The following is a 17,017-nucleotide window of genomic DNA, read 5'->3' as shown; positions in this document are numbered from 1 at the left end:
GTGCCGCAGGTCTTGCCGGCCTCCAGGGTGACGCGCGCGCCGACGGGCAGGCCGCGCTTGAGGTCGGGGCCGAGCGTGTGGATCACGCCGGAGACCTCGTGGCCGACGGTGACCGTGTCGGAGGTGGCGAACAGGGGGACGAGGGAGCCGTCGAGCAGGTGGACGTCGGAGAGGCAGACGCCGGCGGCCTTGACCTCGATAAGGACCTCGCCCGGGCCCGGCACGGGGATCGGGACCTCTTCCACGGCGAACTTCCTGCTGTCCAGGTGGAAGCGTCCGGCGAGCATGGTGTCCATGGTGATCATCTGACTTTCATGCAGTGGTGTGTGTATCGAGGGGGGCCCGGCCGTGGAGCCGGGACCCGGCTGGTGCTGGGGCCGCCCGCCCGGCGTCAGGCGGGCGGCCGGGCCGGTCAGGCGAAGACGTCCTGCTGGTAGCGCTCGTCCGCTTCGAGCTGGGCGAGCCACTGCTGGGCGCTCTCGTCGTCGCTGCCGGTCTTCTGGCGGTGGATGGCGGCGAGTGCCTCGCGGACGGCGGGGGCCATGCGGCGGCCGTCACCGCAGACGTAGATGTTGGCGCCGTCTTCGATGGCCTGCCAGACCGTGTCGGCGGCGCCTGCGATGGCGTTCTGCACGAACCGGGCCGGGTGGCCGGTCACGGCGGAGTAGGCGGTGTGGATCTGGGCGATGCCGGCCTGCTCCCAGTCCTGCATCTCCTGGCGGTAGAAGTAGTCGTGCTCGGGGTGGCGGCAGCCGACGAACACCTGGGACAGGCCGACCTGGGTGCCGTTGGAGTGCTGTGTCGCCCGCTCCTCCAGGAAGCCGCGCAGCGGCGCGATGCCGGTGCCGGGGCCGATCAGGATCAGCGGCGTGGTGGGGTCGGCGGGCGGTGCGAAGGTGGGGGAGGGCACGCGGACGTAGCCGTAGACGACGTCTCCGGGTTCGAGGCCGGCGATGTAGGAGGAGCAGGTGCCGCGGTACTGGCCGTCGCCGGACAGGGCCGGGCCCTCCAGCAGGCCGACGGTCAGGCGCACCTGGCGCGGGTTGGCCTGCGGGGCGGAGGAGATGGAGTAGAAGCGGGGCCGGATCGGGCCCATCATCTCCAGGAACACCGCCAGCGGCAGCTCGATGGCCTCGAAGCGCTCCAGCAGGCCCAGCACCGAGACGCGCTTGCCGAGGATCTCCTTGCTGTAGCGCTCCTCGGCCTCCTGGGTGTCGGCGGTGTACGCCTGGAGCTGCGGCCGGGTCCACGGGCACTCGGTGTACTCGGCGAGCGTCTGGATCTGGGACCGGGTGGCCACGTCCTGCAGCTCCAGGAACTCGGTGAGCAGGATGCCGGCGGTGACCGGCGTGCCGACCGGCAGGTGGGTGCGGCCACCGGCCGGCTGCTCCAGCCGGAGCACCTGGTCGTAGTCGACGCCGAGCCGCCTCAGGGCGCGTTCCACCAGGGCGAGTTCGTTCTTGGCGAAGACGGCCAGGTGGTTGCCGGTGTCGTAGGTGACGCCCTCGGGCAGTTCGAAGGTGATGGACTTCGCGGACGGGCGCGGCGGCTCGATGGCGAAGTCCCACAGGCCGGTCGCGTCCGCCACCAGCTCCTCGTTGGCCACCACCGTGAGCGGGTACGCCTGCTCGGAGACGATGGCGGGGCGCACGTCGGACTCGGTGAGCAGCTCGACCTGGTAGCGCGGGCCGCTCGCCTGGGAGGTGTCGGCGGCGTACTCCTCGGCCAGGGTGGCCCAGAGGTTGTCCATCCACCGCGTGGCCATGCCGTCGAAGTCACCGGCGGCGTCGGCGATGCCGCGCTCGACTATCGGGGTGGCGCCGGCGGCCAGCAGACCTTCCTCGATCCGCTTGGGGAACGCCTGGTAGGTGGCCACCCACTGGGTGTTGCCGGCGCCCAGCAGCGCGTATCGCACGTTCGACAGTGAGCCCTCGGGCAGCCCGGCGGCGAGCAGGTCGTCGAAGCGCTGGGCGTTGTCGGGAGCCTTGCCGTTGTAGCTGGCGGCGACGACGGCGAGCAGGCCCTCGGAGGGCAGGTTGTCACCCAGCTCGTCCAGGCTCACCAGGGTGGTGCCGAAGCCGGAGCGCTCGCCGCGGTCGGCGATGGTGCGGGCCAGGTCCTCGCACGAGCCGAGGCTGGAGCCGTAGGCGACGGTCAGGTTCACCCCGACACCGCTGACCGCGGCCTGCGCCTGCGTGTCACCGGTCTGCACATCCGCGACGCCGAAGACGGTCCGCTCGTGCTCCTGCCGGCGGCGCACGACCAGCTCGAAGTTGCCGGGCTTGCGGGTCAGCGCCTCCTTGGCGTCCATCTTGTAGTCGGCCGTGTCGGAGAACTTGAACTTCTGCAGCACCAGCGCCAGGGCCAGACGGGCCTCGGTGAGCGCGAACTGCCGGCCGATGCAGGCACGCACACCGTTGCCGAACGGCTTGTAGGCGTGCGGGTGCTGCTTGGCCCGGTTCTCGGGCAGCCACCGGTCGATGTCGAACTCCTCGGGGCGCTCCCACGCCTTGGGGTGGGTGTGCAGGGGACCTTCGAGGATGTTGACCCGCGTGCCCTTCTTCAGCTCGTAGCGGCCACCGATGACGGTGTCCTCCAGCGGCGCCTTGCCGAACGCCGGGATGGGAGCCCACAGGCGCAGCGTCTCGTCCAGGATCCGCGGGATGACATCCAGCTGCATGATCGTGTCGTAGTCCGGCACCGTGTCACCGGGCAGCAGGCGGTCCACCTCGGCATACGCCTGGGCCAGGACGTGCGGGTTGCGCATCAGCGAGTACGTGGCGAACGACAGCAGGCCGCTGGTGGTCTCGTGGCCGGCGATCAGGAACGTCAGCACCTGGTCACGGACGTTGTCGTCGGCCAGCGCCTTGCCGGTCTCCGGGTCCGTGGCCTCCAGCATCAGACCCAGCAGGTCCTCCTCACCGCCGCCCTTCCCCTCGCGGCGCTCCTTGATCACACTCTCGACCAGGTCCTGCATCAGCCGGATGTTCTCGCGGTACTTCCGGTCGTCCGCCTTGCGCAGCCTGGTCATCATCGGCAGCTCCTGCGAGCGCCGCAGCGACTCGATCAACGCCTCCAGCAGCGCGTTGAGGAAGGGGTGCAGCTCCTCCTTGTCGAAGGACTTGAACCGGTAGCCGAACCCCGACAGGGCGATGGTGTCCAGCGTCAGACGGGTGTAGTCGTCGGTGATGTTGACCGGCCGACCCTCCCGGCGCTCCCACTTGCCCGCCAGGTTCTGGGCGATCTCCAGCATCTGCCCGAAGTACGCCTTCATGGCCCGCTGGCTGAACGCCGGCAGCAGGACACGGTGGGCCATGCCCCATTCCTCTTCGTACTGGTGGGCGGTGAACAGGCCCGCGCCCGCGTAGTCCCGGACATGGGTCAGCGGCGTCTTGTCGATCTGCTTGAAGAACCGCGTCTCGTCGCTGACCTCGGCCACCAGGTCCGGGTCGTAGACGAAGACCTGCTCGATACCGGCGATGTCCATGCCGTAGATGCCCTCGGGGAACTGCTTGGCCAGCTCACCGAAGTACTCCACCGGGTTGGTGCTGGGGATCTGCGGGGTGTGACCGAGGAGGGGGAGCCCGCGCGGGGACCGGATGGGGCGAAGGTCGTTCGCGGAGTGCGTGGTCATGACGTGCTCCTCTGCGTGGAGGGGGATGGGCAAGGGCGCGCTTGCTCAGGGCGATGCCGCGGCGCCATACGAAACATACGCCGTATGGAATTGAAACCGTACGACGTATGGAAGCACGAGGCAAGCTCGGTCGCCCTGCTGGACGCCGTGATCCAGGTCATTTCCATACGACGTACGAAACTGCTACCGTATGGCGTATGGAAAAGAAGGCGAGGCGTCCCCCGCGGGGAACGAGGAAGAGGGACGTGCCTCTGACCGAGGCCGGGATCTACGCCGCCGCCCTGCGGCTGATCGACGCGGACGGCGTCGAGGCGCTCACCATGCGCAAACTCGCCACCGCGCTCGACGCGAACCCGATGTCGCTGTACCACCACGTGCCGAACAAGGAAGCCGTGCTGCGCGGCGTGACGAGAATGGTCGGCGCCCAGTTCCGCACCGTGACGCTGGAGGACGCTCCCTGGCAGGAGCGCATCCGCCTGCTCGCAACGGACTTCCGGACCCTGGCGCACCGTCACCCCGAGCTGATGGCCTACTCGTTCAGCCACCAGCCCGACTTCATCCAGTCCGACGACCCGTTCTGGACCGCGCTCACCGCGATCGTGGAGGCTGCCGGGGTTCCGCGGTCAGAGGTCTCGGAGATCGCGGCGCTGATGGTCGCCGTCGTCATCGGCGTCCTCGCCGCCGAACTCAACGGCTCGCTCCGCCAGTGGTCGACCCTCAAGCCCCCCGGCTTCGACGATGGTGGAGACGGTGACGGGGATGCAGACCCTGACTCTGCGGACACAGCCCCTGAAGGCCCTGACCAGGACCACATGTTCCGCCTCGTGATGGACACGCTGATCACGGGTCTGGAAAGCCGGCTCACCGGTGATCGGGACGGCCGGGACGCCGGCCTTTGAGTCACACCTTCTGAGGCGCTGCGCCGCAGGCACTGGCCCCTGAGCCGCGCCCGCAGCCGGACGATCCCAGGCTGCGACATGCGGGAGCCACCCCCCCCGTGACATCGGGGAACGCCGTCCGGCGGGGTGGCTCCACAGCCTCTGCACGACAGCCGTACGGTGCCGACCCGTGAAATGACCATGGTCGTCGGCTTGTTCCCGATCCCCTCCCGAAGCGGGAGATCTCCGGCCCCGTCGAGCTGCATCACCCATCCGTTCACCGAGGCGGCCGTGCCCGCCCAGTACTACCCCCGTGAGCGCGAGGTGGCGTCCCGTGTCGGACGAGCCGTAGCTGCTCTCGACCGGTTCTTTTCTCTTTCCGCCATCCCCATCCGCTGTCCGGAGGGCTGCCCCCATGTCCCAGAACGCCACCGCCGCTCCTCGCGGCGCCGAGACCGCACCTGAGAATGTGCCCGAGCTGTCGCACCAGCGGCGCTGGTGGATCCTGCTGGTCGTTTCCCTGTCCATGCTGATGGGTGTCCTCGACGGCACCATCGTCAACATCGCCCTGCCGTCCGCCCAGCACGACCTGGGCTTCTCCGACGCCGACCGGCAGTGGGTGGTCACCGCCTACGCGCTGGCCTTCGGCAGCCTGCTGCTGCTCGGCGGCCGCATCGCCGACCTGGCCGGTCAGAAGGTGACCTTCCTGGTGGGTCTGGCCGGCTTCGCGGCCGCTTCCGTGGTTGCGGGCGCGGCGAACGGATTCGCCGCGCTCGTCATCGCGCGTGCCGTGCAGGGGCTGTTCGCCGCGCTGCTGGCCCCCTCCGCCCTCTCGGTCCTGATGACCACCTTCACCGATCCGCGCGAACGGGCCAGGGCCTTCACCACGCACGGTGACCGCCCGACCTGAAGGAACGGCCGTGAGCACGTGGGTCTGACGACCGCGGTCGTCACAGCAGCACCGCGGTCCGGGGTGCGTCACTCCTCCGGGGAATCCCATGCCCGGAACCCAGCGGACTCCTTCTCGCTCAGCTCGGCCCAGGCCGTCTTGCCTTGTCGGACGTGCCGAGTTCCCCAGCGCTCGGCGAACCGAGCGACCAGGAGCAGGCCCCGTCCCAGCTCGTCGTGGGTGCCGGCCCGACGCAGGTGAGCTGACGGCAGGGTGGCCTTGGGCCGGAACGGCACGCTGTCCGAGTCCCAGGAGACGCCCATGACCACGCAGGTGCCCTGCGTATGGGTCGGTATCGATGCCGGCCGGGGCCACCACTGGCGCGTCACCATCGATGACACCGCAGCATCATCGCAGGGCCGCCGGATACCGGCCGTTCTGGCCGCGTCGCTCGTCGCAGGCCGACCGTCAGCGCAAGGGTGAGTCCACGGTGGGCGTCAGGAGGGTTTCGTCGAGGCCGACGATCTGGCTGATGTCGAAGCCTTCCACGTCCGCGCGGAATTCAGGACTCGACAGGTATGTCTCCAGCCGCTCCTGCACGTCGTCGGCGTCCTTGTAGGAGACGAGGGCGTACAGCCGGGGGGTGTCGTTTCCGGGCGCCGCGGGCACCGTCCAGACGCCGTGGGTGGTGATCCGGTGCTTGGCCATACCGGGAATGTGCCGGGCCCAGATCTTCTCGTAGGCGGCGAGTGCGTCGGAGCTGTGCAGGGTGTAGACGCGACGCTTCACCGAGTGGACCAAAGCCAGGGTGTGGGCCAAGCTCCATCGCCTGGGCCTGGACGAACTGGGCTCCCGCGGCGCGCACGAGCGGTCCCGCCGCGCGATCGACTCGGTGAACATACGGGTCATGAAAGGGACCTGACGGACCCCCAAGGCAGTCGAGGGGATATCGGCCGGACGGCGATCTTGACGACCAGCTCCGGCGTATGAGGCAGGTAGAAGAGGCGTGTTCGGTCAGCGCGCTTCGGTGGCCCGCTCGGTGTCGCGTCCGGGCTTCGGAGGAGCAACTGCCGGCCGCTCCGTGGGTCGGCGATGGTACAAGAGACAGGCGATCAGGTCGGTGGCCGCGCGAGTACGGTGGAATGGCCTACCCGGATGGACTTGGGGGAATTCATGACGTTCGAGCAAGAGTGGGCCGAAATGCGCGCGGCGGCGGCCGAACGAACTGCCCTGCGGATCGACAGCGTTCCGGCCGATGGTGGCGGAGGTGGTGGCGTCGGGGACCTGGTGGTCAATCGGGACGACCTCGGCGCTATCGGCAATGACGCGTACGACCTGCTGGGCCGGCTGGGTAAGGAGGGCGACATCGCCCGTTCCTCCACGTTCGACGCGGCGACGGCACTGACCAACGGAAACTTCGAGAGCGGTTCGGCCGTGCTGAAGGTGCACGATTTCTGGCAGACGCACGTGAAGACACTGTTGGACGCCTGCGCGCAGATTTCGAACCACCTCGATTACAGCAAGGCCCGGCACGCCGAGGACGAGGCGAAGATCGAGGGAGATCTGATGCGGGTTTCCGTGCTGACGGAATACCTGAAATAGGGCTCGGGGGAGGCGCACCACATGCTGAAGTACGAGGACATCATCGACGCCCCGGTGGCGAAGCTGAAGGCCGCCGCCGACGACTGGTCGGAGATGGCGGGGAAGCTGGACAAGCTCGCCGCGGACGCCGCCGACGGGATGAAGGCGAAGGCGGACAGGGCGGCCTGGGAGGGCGTCAACGCAGGGGTCACCAGAGCGTTCATCGACAAGACGGCCAAGGAGTTCGCGGACGCCGCGGCCGAGGCCAGGGGTGTGAAGCTGATCCTGGAAGAGGGTCACGCGGCCATCAAGAAGGCCAAGGACGACCTGGTCAACATCCGGGACCACGAGGGGCCCGCGGCCGGCATCCACGTGGACGGCAAGGGCAGAGTCACGGCGCGGAAGCCGTTGTCCGAGATCCCCGCGGCGCGGCACGACCCCGACTACAGCGAACTGCTGCAGCAGGAGAGGCGGAACATCGAGTCGTGGCAGAAGAGGATCGACCTCATCGTCGACAACTGCAACGACACCGACCTTGCCCTCAAGAACGCCCTCGAGGCCAACGTCACCGACCGTAAGGACTTCGACGCTCCGACGTACACGAAGCTGGACCAGGAGGAGGCCGCCCGCGCCGCCGCTCTGGCGGCCAAGGGCCGGGACATCACCCACGCCGAACTGCAGCAGCTCAACGAGCTACTGAAGGACAACAGTTCGTCGGTGGAGTTCTCCAAGGACTTCTACGAGAAGCTCGGCCCAGAGAAGTCGCTCGCGTTTTTCGGCCAGCTCTCCACGGACACGTACGAGTACGGCAAGGTCGACCCGGAGCGCCTCAAGGACGTCCAGGAGCTCCAGAAGAACCTCGGCCTCAACCTGGCCACCGCCTCCCACGACAAGGATTTCACCGACAAGTGGGGTCCGGAACTCCGCAAATTGGGTACGGAGCGCATTCCGCTGGCCAAGAACGACTACGGCGGGCCGTTCGGATACCAGCTGCTCGGCGGGATCATGCGGTACGGGAACTACGACGCGAAGTTCCTCAACCCGATCGCCGAACACGTGGCGCAGCTGCACGCGAAGGACCCGTACATGTTCGCCGACAACAAGGTGGTGAACAGTCCGTTCAAGAACCCGTTCAACCCCTCCGGCGTGAACGGAGCCGGCTATGACCCGGCCACCGCCATGCTGGAAGCGCTCGGCAACAGTCCCGAAGCGGCGAAGAAGTTCTTCACCGACCCCCCGACCGCGTACAACGAGGACGGCACGGTGAACCACGGCGCCACGGCCGGCCTCGGCAAGGACAAGGACGGCAAGGCGATCGACAACTACCTCGACTTCTTCAGCAACGAGAAGTGGGAGTCCTTCCCCGACGTCAACTCGCTCGACCCGAAGGAGCAGAAGGCGTCGCTCGACCAGATGCCCGACGCCCTCGGCCACGCCCTGGAGGCAGCGACTCTCGGCTACCCGGCCGGGCACCCGGACGCCGGCGTGGTGCGGGACGCGGACAACGCCGCGGTCATGCAGAAGGTCATGGAGAAGTACGGTGCGGACCCCGGTCTGCTCAAGGAGCACCACGAGGCGATGGCCGACAGCCTGGGCGTCATGGGCGCCGGCTACATCGACGACATCAACTGGGCGCTGGACAAGAACGATCCGGACAGCGTGTTCGCGCCGGGCAAGAATCCGGATGGGCACCTCGACTTCGCGGACACCGCGGACGGGAACGGACGGAGCGTCGTCCGGGGCTTCCTCAGCACCCTGGGCCAGCACCCCGACGCCTACGCGACGGTCTCGACCGCGGAGCAGGTCTACACCCGTAGCGCGCTGGAAGAGACGGTGGGCCCGGACGGAAAGATTCACGAGGGCGCTGCCAGGGCGACCGTGCGCGTGGGTGCCGAGGTGCAGGGCATGCTCGACCAGTCCCGGGCCGACCAGGTGGAGGCGACGAACCTCAAGACCCACGAGGACTACGAGAAGGCGGTCGCCAAGCGATCGGGCTGGGTCGAGTTCGGGGCCACTGCGGGCATCGCGGCGGGCGTCGCTTTCCTGCCGGCGACCGCGGCCGTGGGAACGGCCGCGGTGCTCATTCCGCTGGCGACCGATACCGCCAGTGGTGCCGCCGAACAGTTCATCGGCCAGATGGTCGGCGATGTCTCCGACAACTCGGTGGATGAGCACAAGGAGAAGATGGAGGAGCTCACCGACCAAGAGAAGAAGAAGATCTACTCCGCCGGTGAGAGTATGGCCGAGGCGCCGATGGAGGAGTTCCTAGTGCATCACGGCGTCGACCCGGGCAAGAACGTGTTCGCGCAGGACCTGCACGAATCGATGCTGATCGGCTACGGGGTCGGCAACGACCGGGAGAACCAGCAGGGCAACGCCCCGGAGACCGGCTGATGTCGGTGGGCGGCCGAGGAGACATGAGGATGCGGACAGTGATCAGTCGTGGGTCGGTACGCGGGGGACTCCTTGCCGCGGCCGTGGCCGGCTCGTTGTTTCTTGGGGCCGCGGGTTGTGGGGGGGACGGGGACGAGGGCGGCGTTCCCAAGGACTACAAGGTCGTTGCGGGGACGAAACTCTGCGGTGGCGGTGCCATGTCCGCCGATGCGTCCCGGGCGCTGAAAGTGATCACGGGGTCGTCGCGGTTCGAGGCGTCGGCGAAGGAGTACACCGTCGCGCAGACCGCGGCGGACCTGGTCGAGGCGTTCCCGGTCCCCACCGTGGAAGAGGACGCCTGCCGTGTCTACACGCCCATCGGTACGCCGAATTTTGAGCTCAGAATCACTTGGAGGTTGGCCGACGGCGCCCCGACGGACGAGCCGGCGGCCCCGAAGTTCACCGTGCTGAAGATGGGTGAGGAGGCCCTGGCAGCGGCGGACGTGGCGTACGTCCGGTTTGCATGCAAGAGCGACAGGCTGTCTCAGTCGTCGGGAGCGGCCCATATCGACATCGGCGTGAGACGCGGAGGCATGCCGAAGCCACCCGAGGGCGACGTGGAGGCGTTGAAGGACGCCTACGCGACCGTGGCCCACTCCTTCTCGCTGGCCCTGGCCAAGGAACTGCGCTGCGAGAAGAACGGCGGGCTTCCCGCGAAGCCCGTGCTGAACCCCGCGTAGCCGCTGACGAACGCGGAAACGAGCATGATCGGGCGGCCCTTCTCTGTCCGGAGGAGGGCTGCCCGCCGTGCGAACGGCTGCATCTGACGTACGTGTCCAAGACCGCAACCACAACCACGTCACCGCCGAGCGCGCCGAGGACGACACGCTGCTGGAGGTCGCCCATTCCGGCGGCTACCGCCTGACGATCACCGCTGACCCGGACAGCCACCGCGTCACCGGCCTGCACGCCGTCACCGAGGACGGACCGCTCCGGCTGCGCGCCTACGGGTACGACGAGAGAGGCAACCTCACCGAGGTGATCAACGCCGTCGGCGCACTCACCCGCTTCACCTACTACGACGCGCACCGCAGCGCCGGCCGGCGCGACTCCAACGACACGACGTCGAGACGCGTGGAACCGACGGGACCCTCAACTCCCGTCTCTACCACGCCAACCACCACGCCGACACGGCCTTGTCCGGCCGCCAGGAACAGCCGAGGTCCGCGGTGATCGGCGACTCACCCCGCGGCCGTCCGCCAGACGCAGGCCGAGGACCACAGACAGGTTCCCCGTGGTGAAGGTGGGTTCCGCGACGGGGGAGCCCAGGTGCTCGAGGCACCAGTCGCTCAGCGCTCGCTCGTCGATGTCCGCAGGCGTCGTTCTCCTTTCGAGGGGCCGTTCGGCCGCCCGTTCAGTGCCGGAACGTCGAACTGGAGCCCGTCGGAACCGACGCTGCGTGCACGGGCGCGTGCGGGATCGCGTACGGCCATGGCCTTGCCCAGCCATCGGTCCGTGCCGTCGTACCGGGGCCGTCCAGCTCTGCCTGGGAGAGCAGGATGTCTCGGTCGACGTCGTAGACCTGGGCTCCCTGGGGGCAGAAGGGTGATCTTCCACGTGAGGTGAAGGCATGCCATCGATGGCCACTCCGAAACCGGGCGTCGTCGCGGTGAACGAGCGTGGTCGACGCTCTTGGCCCCCATGCGGTCACGGGACCGACAGAGGGCTTCAGAGCGTGCTGGTCGGCAACTGCCGTGAGGCGCGGCAGAAATGGCTCACTGCGGTCGCATCACGGCCAGGTCGTCGCCCCACGCGTCCAGCACATCGCCGTGTCCGGCGGCCCGAGCCGCGTCCTCTACGAGGGTGAACAGATGCCGTTGCAGGGAGACGTCACCGGTGGCCGAGATACGGTCCACGGCGTGCAGCAGTGCGCCGGTGTCCCAGCCCGGCAGCGGGTACCGGGCGAGTTCCCACTCCAGGTACTTGTTGTAGGGCCGGGGGCGACGGTCGAGTGCGAAGAGCAGCTCCAGCAGGAACCGCATGCTGTCGGCCGCGTCGAGTCGGGCGGCGAGAACCCGGGCGTCCCGGTCGTTCTTGAGGGAACGCAACAGGGAGTTGGCGTAGGCGTCGAGCCATTCGGCCGATGCCCGGAACGCCTCATCGGCGTCCAGCCGAGCGCAGTCGGCGAGGACGCGGGCGATGCCCCCGTCGAGCCGGTCGAGCACGACCTGGCCGCGGGCGAGGGCGTAGCGTTCCCATTCGGGCACTCCGGCCCCCCGGAACTCGCTGAGCGTGACGATGACGAGGTCGAGGTCGGCGCTGCGATGGCCTGCGAACCGGGTCAGATCGGTCCTGGCGTCATCGGCGACGACCACGTACAGGTCGTGGTCGGAGTACCGGGTGACCGTGCCGTTGTGGGCCTGGGAGCCTTTGAGAACAAGGCCGACAACGGCCGGATCAGCTGCGGCGTTCCTGACGAACGCGTCGTAGGTGAGGAGTTGCTGGGCAGTCATGGCGTGAATCTCCGATGACGTGACGACGGGTATGCCTGCTGAGGCGCCCCCTGAGAAGGGAGGCGCCCTGCACCCTCTGCGGCTGCGCATGGCCGCCGCCCCGAAGATCAACGCACGGGCGCACTCTATCCTCTGGGGGCGCGCGTCGACCCGCCCGCCGGGTAAGGAGGCCCGCCTCGCTGCGCCGGATGCGGCGCGGCACTTCGCACCGCGGGGACGCGTCCGTGCGGTGCGGGCGGAGCGGGTCGCCCCGCGTGCCGCGGAGAAGCGCCGTCACTTGCCGAACCTGATCCTAGGGGCCCCCGGCTGACTGAAAACGGCGCGCTTTCATGAGGCGGTGTATGCAGGCTGATCGGTCGTCCGCGCCGCGCTCGCACCACCCACGAGGACGGACGCGGCCTGTTCCCCGTCGCCGAGCTCGCCGAGCGCCGGGGCGTCGGCCACCGGTCAGGGACCTGGATGAACGCGCCATAGGATGGCCCGTCCCCAACTCATGGTGAACCGAAGGAAACAGATGGGCAGACAGATACAGCGCCTGGCGGCACTCGCCGCCCCCCTCGCGCTCGGTGCGGCACTGCTCGCTCCGGCCACCGCCCAGGCGGAGACCGTCGTCTCCGGCAACTACACCGCGGTGTTCAACTACCCCACGCCCACGACGTACGACTCCTCGATCAACACGTCGGTCGGCAGCCTGATCGATCTCGCTGCGCCCAACTCGACGCTGTACATGGGCATGTACTGGTTCAACAGCCCGGACCTGGCGGCGAAGCTCTCCGCCGCGCAGAGCCGCGGCGTCACGCTGCGCATCATCTCGGAGTCGGCGAACCGGGCCGGCAGCAACCTGGACGGTCTGACGCTGACGGGCAACTCCAGCCTCACCTGGTGCTCCCGCGGCTGCCTGGGCAACGGCTCGGGCGACACGAACGCGATCGACCACGACAAGTACATCGTGTTCGACGCGCTCACCGACGGACGCACGAACGTGGTCTGGCAGAGCTCGCAGAACCTCGCGGGCGGCCAGGACGGCGAGATCAACAACGCGGTCGTCGTGTCCGACAACGCGGCCCTCGCCTCCCGGTACCGCGCGCACTTCAACGACCAGATCAAGCACGCCGGCGACAGCTCGCACACCACGTACGACTACACCACGGGCGACCCGAACTCTCCCGTCGAGGCGTTCTTCTTCCCCCGCGACACCGCCTCGGACGCCGGCCACTACGGCAACGCCGACATCCTCGCCTCGTTCATCGACAAGGTCGACTGCTCGATCGACGGCAAGATCAGGATCTCGGCCGCCGAGCTCGACCAGCGATCCACCCGCCCGGCCGTCTACGACGCCCTCCAGGCGAAGCGGTCCCAGGGGTGCAGCGTCGACGCGAACGTCCGCGACCTCAGCAACGGCGGCGGCAACGACGGCGTCAACGACCTGACCGCGCTCGACGTCGCCGCCTACGGCAACCGCCCCGGCGGGTGCCGCTACAAGTCCTCGGCGACCGCCTCCTGCAACCACGGCACCACCCACTCCAAGTACCTGCTGACGGAGTGGACGAAGGCCGACGGCACCAAGGTCCAGCACGTGTACACGGGCTCCCACAACTGGACCGCGGGCTCGCTGAAGACGAACGACGAGACGCTGCTGCGCATCGACGACCCGGCGGTCTACCAGGCCTACGTCGCCAACTTCAACAAGGTGCGCTCGGGTGCGGTCGACATCGACGCCTCGAAGTACGGCTCGACGTCCCAGCACTACTCGCGGGTCAACGTGCAGGCCGACGGGGACCAGCACTACAGCGCCATCGCCTCCGGCGGCACCTCGTCCGTCTACACCGCCGTGGTGTACGAGCAGGGCGACCGGCACGACTCCTCGGACACCGAGCTGGGCACCGACGTGTACATCCGCATGTACAAGGACGGCGTCGCGCTGTGGAACGAGAAGCTGCTGAGCAACGGCGGCACCGCCGGCAACACGACCTGGTCGCACCAGAAGCCCGACGTCGGCGTGGACGACCAGGGCAACGCGATCGTCGCGTGGGCGAAGGACGACGACGGCAACAGGTACGCCGACATCGCCGTGGTCAAGGTGGCCGCGGACGGCACGGTGACCGCCCTGCCGCGCCCGCACGCCTCCGGCAGCGGGGACCAGCTGCGGCCGACGGTCGCGGTGGCCGGTGACGGCTCCTACACCGTCGCCTGGGAGAGCACGGCCGACGGCTCCACGCTCAACCAGGTCTACGCCAGCAGCTGGTCCGGGACCGGTGCGCTGCGCTACCAGGACGTCCAGGTCAGCACGATCAACTCGGGTGCGGCCGGGTCGAACCGCCGCCCCGACGCGGCGATCGACGACGCCGGGAACACCACGATCGTCTGGGAGGAGGACGCGGACGGCAACGGCGGCCTCAACATCGGGCTCGCCAAGCTGAACACCTCGGGCGGCTTCGCCGTGGCCCGCAAGGTGGCCAACTCCCTCACCGACGGGCAGCAGACCGTCACCGCGGTGGCGTCGGCGGGTGACGGCCGGTTCGTCGTGGCGTGGACGGACGAGTACACCACCGGCACCGGCACGCTGGTGCGGCCGCAGCGGATCTACCACCGCGTGTTCTCCGCGACCGGCAGCGCCGCGACGGCCGAGCAGCGCACCACCGAGGACGGCACCGGCAGCGGCCCGTACGTCGACGGCCAGCGGCCGATCTCCGACCAGGACGTCGCCGACGTCGCGGTCGCCGACAACGGCAGCTTCGTGGTCGCGTGGAAGGAGGCCTTCGACGTGAACATCGGCGGGACCGTGTACCCGGGCAAGGACGACGTGTGGGCCCGCGGCTTCAACGCGGACGGCACGACGACCGGCAGGCTCCCCGCCTACCGGATGAACGTGGTGACCGGCGGCGGCCAGGGCGGCCCGGCCGTGACCCTCGCCCCGACCGGCCGGCTCGCGCTGACGTACTCCGACGACTACGACGGCAACGGCTTCAACGAGATGCGGCTGCGGGACGCTTTCAGCAACTCCTGAGTCCCCGGGGAGCCATCGCTCCCGAAGGCCCGCGCGGTAGTGTGGCCGGTGGCTCCCGCGCGGGCCGGGTCGGACACGACGGGGGGTCGTTGGTGGGGGGTTGGCGCCGGCAGGAGCCCGGGCGTGTGGCCGACCGGTCGGCGCCCGTGCTGCCCCCGTCGCTGCGCGTGTCGCTCGGGCCGGTCGCGGCCCTCGCCGCGCTGGTGGTCGTCGTGCTCGGGATCCTGTACGCCGGCCACGGCGAGCCCGGCACGGTGGACGGGTGGGTCGTCCGGCCGACGGCGGACAGTGTGCGGCCGCCGTGGCGTTACGTCGCCCTGACCCTGGACTCCTTGGGAGAGCCCGGGGGAGCGGTGATGCTGGTCGTGGCCACCGTGACCGGCTGCCTGCTGCTCCGGCGTCCTCGGGGGGCGGTGCTCGTCGTCGTCGGCGTCGGTGTGGCCGTAGGGACGACGACGATGCTCAAGCACGTGGTGGGACGCACCATCCACGGCGACGACAACCTGTCCTACCCGAGCGGGCACACCGCCTTCGCCACCGCGCTCGCCTACGCGGTGGCGCTGCTCGTGGCCGGCCGCCCCGGCCTCGGCAGGGCGGCCGGCGCGTCACTCGTGCTCGCCGCGGCGCTGGTGGCGGGCGCCGCCATGGGCTGGGCGGAGGTCGCCCTGAGCGCGCACTACCCGACCGACGCCCTCGGCGGCTGGTGCACCGCGCTGGCGGTGACACCGGTGACCGCGTGGCTGGTCGACCGCACGGCCGACCGGCCGTCCCGGCGGACGGCCGGCGCCGGCCGGCGAGAGGGCGACTGACCCTGGGTCAGGCCAGTCGGCGGAACACGGGCTTCACCGGGCGTCCGCCCAGCCAGGGCGTGGGATCACCGGCGTCCAGTGCCTTCCGGTACACCGCGCACGCCTGGGCCACCACGTCGACGGTGTGGTCGATGTCCGCGTCGCTGAGCGCGCTGCTCACCACGAACGACGGGGCCAGCACCCCGCCCATGAGGAGCCGGCGCAGGAACAGGGTGCGGTACTCCTGCGAGGGCTGTCCGCTGCCGTCGAGGGTGGCGAAGACCAGGTTGCTGGCCCGGCCCCGGACGACGACGTGGTCGCCGACCCCCATGGCGGCCGCGGCCTCGCGGACTCCGGCGGCCAGCCGCTCGCCGAGGGCGTGCAGGCGCGCGGTGACGCCCTCTTCGACGTAGGTGGTGAGCACGGCCGTCGCGGCCGCCAGGGAGTGGGTCTCCGCGCCGTGCGTGGTGGACAGCAGGAACACCCGGTCGCCGGAGTGGCGCAACCCGCCCCGCTCCATCAGCTCCCGGCGCCCGGCCAGCGCGGAGACGGCGCATCCGTTGCCCAGCGCCTTGCCGAACGTGGACAGGTCGGGGACGACTCCGTACAGGCCCTGGGCGCCCGCCTCGGACCAGCGCAGGCCGGTGATCATCTCGTCGAAGACCAGGACACAGCCGTGCCGGTCGGCCAGTTCGCGCAGGCCGGCGAGGTATCCGGGCGGCGGCTCGGTGTGGGTCGCGGGTTCCAGGATCAGGCAGGCGACCTCGTCCCGGTACCGGGTGAGCAGTTCCTCCGTGGCGGCCAGGTCGCCGTAGGGGAACGTCACGGTGAGCTCGCTGGTCGACTCCGGGATGCCCGCGGACATCGGTGTGGTGCCGATGAACCAGTCGTCGACGGAGAAGAACGGATGGTCTGCGCAGAGGGCCACCCGCGGGCGACCGGTGACGGCGCGGGCGAGGCGCACCGCGGCGGTGGTGACGTCGGAGCCGTTCTTCGCGAACTTCACCATCTCGGCGGTCGGCACCGTCGCCAGGAAGCATTCCGCGGCCTCCACCTCCACGACGGACGGCCGGACGAAGTTGCCGCCGCGGTCGATCTCCCGCCGCACCGCCTCGGTCACGCGGGGGTGGGCGTGGCCGAGGCTGACCGACCGCAGGCCGGAGCCGTACTCGACGTAGCGGTTGCCGTCGACGTCCCACACATGGGCGCCGCGTCCGTGGCTGATGACCGGGGCCAGGTCCTCGGGGTACTGGTCGTCGCCCTTGGCGTAGGTGTGCGCGCCCCCGGGAACCAGGGCGTGCAGCCGCTCGTTCATGGCCCGCGACCGGGGCAGGTGGAACTCTTCCGTGTCCAA

The 17,017-nt window shown here is 69.4% G+C and carries 13 protein-coding genes and 2 pseudogenes; 9 read left to right on the top strand and 6 right to left on the bottom strand.

The window, feature by feature from the left end; translation table 11 throughout:
- Both C3492_RS25925 and C3492_RS25920 read right to left on the bottom strand, forming a co-directional pair.
- The coding region (locus C3492_RS25925) for an alcohol dehydrogenase catalytic domain-containing protein (protein WP_181140551.1) at positions 1 to 296 on the bottom strand (296 nt) is incomplete at its 3' end.
- Positions 297 to 412: 116 nt separating this feature from the next.
- Complete coding sequence (locus C3492_RS25920) at positions 413 to 3,634, bottom strand: bifunctional cytochrome P450/NADPH--P450 reductase (protein WP_103814517.1); 3,222 nt, start codon at positions 3,632 to 3,634, stop codon at positions 413 to 415.
- Positions 3,635 to 3,879: 245 nt separating this feature from the next.
- Here C3492_RS25920 and C3492_RS25915 point away from each other — a divergent pair, with 245 nt between their 5' ends.
- Both C3492_RS25915 and C3492_RS25910 read left to right on the top strand, forming a co-directional pair.
- Positions 3,880 to 4,533, top strand: a complete 654-nt coding sequence (locus tag C3492_RS25915; protein ID WP_258055891.1) for a TetR/AcrR family transcriptional regulator — start codon at positions 3,880 to 3,882, stop codon at positions 4,531 to 4,533.
- A gap of 394 nt (positions 4,534 to 4,927) precedes the next feature.
- Positions 4,928 to 5,407: pseudogene (locus tag C3492_RS25910) on the top strand (MFS transporter); the annotation flags it as partial.
- 83 nt (positions 5,408 to 5,490) lie between these two features.
- Here the strand turns inward: C3492_RS25910 and C3492_RS44750 are convergent.
- Positions 5,491 to 5,802 (bottom strand): ATP-binding protein, encoded by a 312-nt coding sequence (locus C3492_RS44750; protein WP_103814514.1) that lies wholly within the window; start codon positions 5,800 to 5,802, stop codon positions 5,491 to 5,493.
- 67 nt (positions 5,803 to 5,869) lie between these two features.
- Positions 5,870 to 6,190 (bottom strand): NIPSNAP family protein, encoded by a 321-nt coding sequence (locus tag C3492_RS25900; protein WP_181140550.1) that lies wholly within the window; start codon positions 6,188 to 6,190, stop codon positions 5,870 to 5,872.
- On the opposite strand from C3492_RS25900, the pseudogene C3492_RS44745 reads away from it, so the two are divergent.
- The 5 genes and pseudogenes from C3492_RS44745 to C3492_RS25880 form a co-directional block, all read left to right on the top strand.
- A pseudogene (locus tag C3492_RS44745) lies at positions 6,180 to 6,317 on the top strand (IS5/IS1182 family transposase); the annotation flags it as partial. The gene C3492_RS25900 and the pseudogene C3492_RS44745 overlap by 11 nt on opposite strands.
- Before the next feature lie 257 nt (positions 6,318 to 6,574).
- Complete coding sequence (locus C3492_RS25895; protein WP_103814552.1) at positions 6,575 to 7,003, top strand: hypothetical protein; 429 nt, start codon at positions 6,575 to 6,577, stop codon at positions 7,001 to 7,003.
- 21 nt (positions 7,004 to 7,024) lie between these two features.
- Positions 7,025 to 9,376 (top strand): hypothetical protein, encoded by a 2,352-nt coding sequence (locus C3492_RS25890; protein WP_103814510.1) that lies wholly within the window; start codon positions 7,025 to 7,027, stop codon positions 9,374 to 9,376.
- A gap of 29 nt (positions 9,377 to 9,405) precedes the next feature.
- The gene (locus C3492_RS25885) at positions 9,406 to 10,095 is read left to right on the top strand and encodes a hypothetical protein (RefSeq protein ID WP_181140549.1); all 690 of its coding nucleotides are present in this window, start codon (positions 9,406 to 9,408) and stop codon (positions 10,093 to 10,095) included.
- Positions 10,096 to 10,162: 67 nt separating this feature from the next.
- Complete coding sequence (locus C3492_RS25880) at positions 10,163 to 10,588, top strand: hypothetical protein (RefSeq protein WP_258055890.1); 426 nt, start codon at positions 10,163 to 10,165, stop codon at positions 10,586 to 10,588.
- Positions 10,589 to 11,130: 542 nt separating this feature from the next.
- Here the strand turns inward: C3492_RS25880 and C3492_RS25875 are convergent.
- The gene (locus C3492_RS25875; protein WP_103814508.1) at positions 11,131 to 11,868 is read right to left on the bottom strand and encodes a hypothetical protein; all 738 of its coding nucleotides are present in this window, start codon (positions 11,866 to 11,868) and stop codon (positions 11,131 to 11,133) included.
- Positions 11,869 to 12,382: 514 nt separating this feature from the next.
- On the opposite strand from C3492_RS25875, the gene C3492_RS25870 reads away from it, so the two are divergent.
- Both C3492_RS25870 and C3492_RS25865 read left to right on the top strand, forming a co-directional pair.
- Complete coding sequence (locus C3492_RS25870; protein ID WP_103814507.1) at positions 12,383 to 14,875, top strand: phosphatidylserine/phosphatidylglycerophosphate/cardiolipin synthase family protein; 2,493 nt, start codon at positions 12,383 to 12,385, stop codon at positions 14,873 to 14,875.
- Between the two features lie 125 nt (positions 14,876 to 15,000).
- Entirely contained in the window at positions 15,001 to 15,684 is a 684-nt protein-coding gene (locus C3492_RS25865; protein ID WP_103814505.1) for a phosphatase PAP2 family protein, read from the top strand.
- Positions 15,685 to 15,691: 7 nt separating this feature from the next.
- Here C3492_RS25865 and C3492_RS25860 read toward each other — a convergent pair whose 3' ends face one another.
- Positions 15,692 to 17,017: a glutamate-1-semialdehyde 2,1-aminomutase gene (locus tag C3492_RS25860; RefSeq protein ID WP_103814503.1), complete on the bottom strand. Its 1,326-nt coding sequence runs from the start codon at positions 17,015 to 17,017 to the stop codon at positions 15,692 to 15,694.

The organism is Streptomyces sp. Ru62 (assembly GCF_002920615.1).
Taxonomy (GTDB): domain Bacteria; phylum Actinomycetota; class Actinomycetes; order Streptomycetales; family Streptomycetaceae; genus Streptomyces.
The sequence above is the reverse complement of the archived record's forward strand: the minus strand, read 5'-3'. Positions and strand labels throughout refer to the sequence as shown.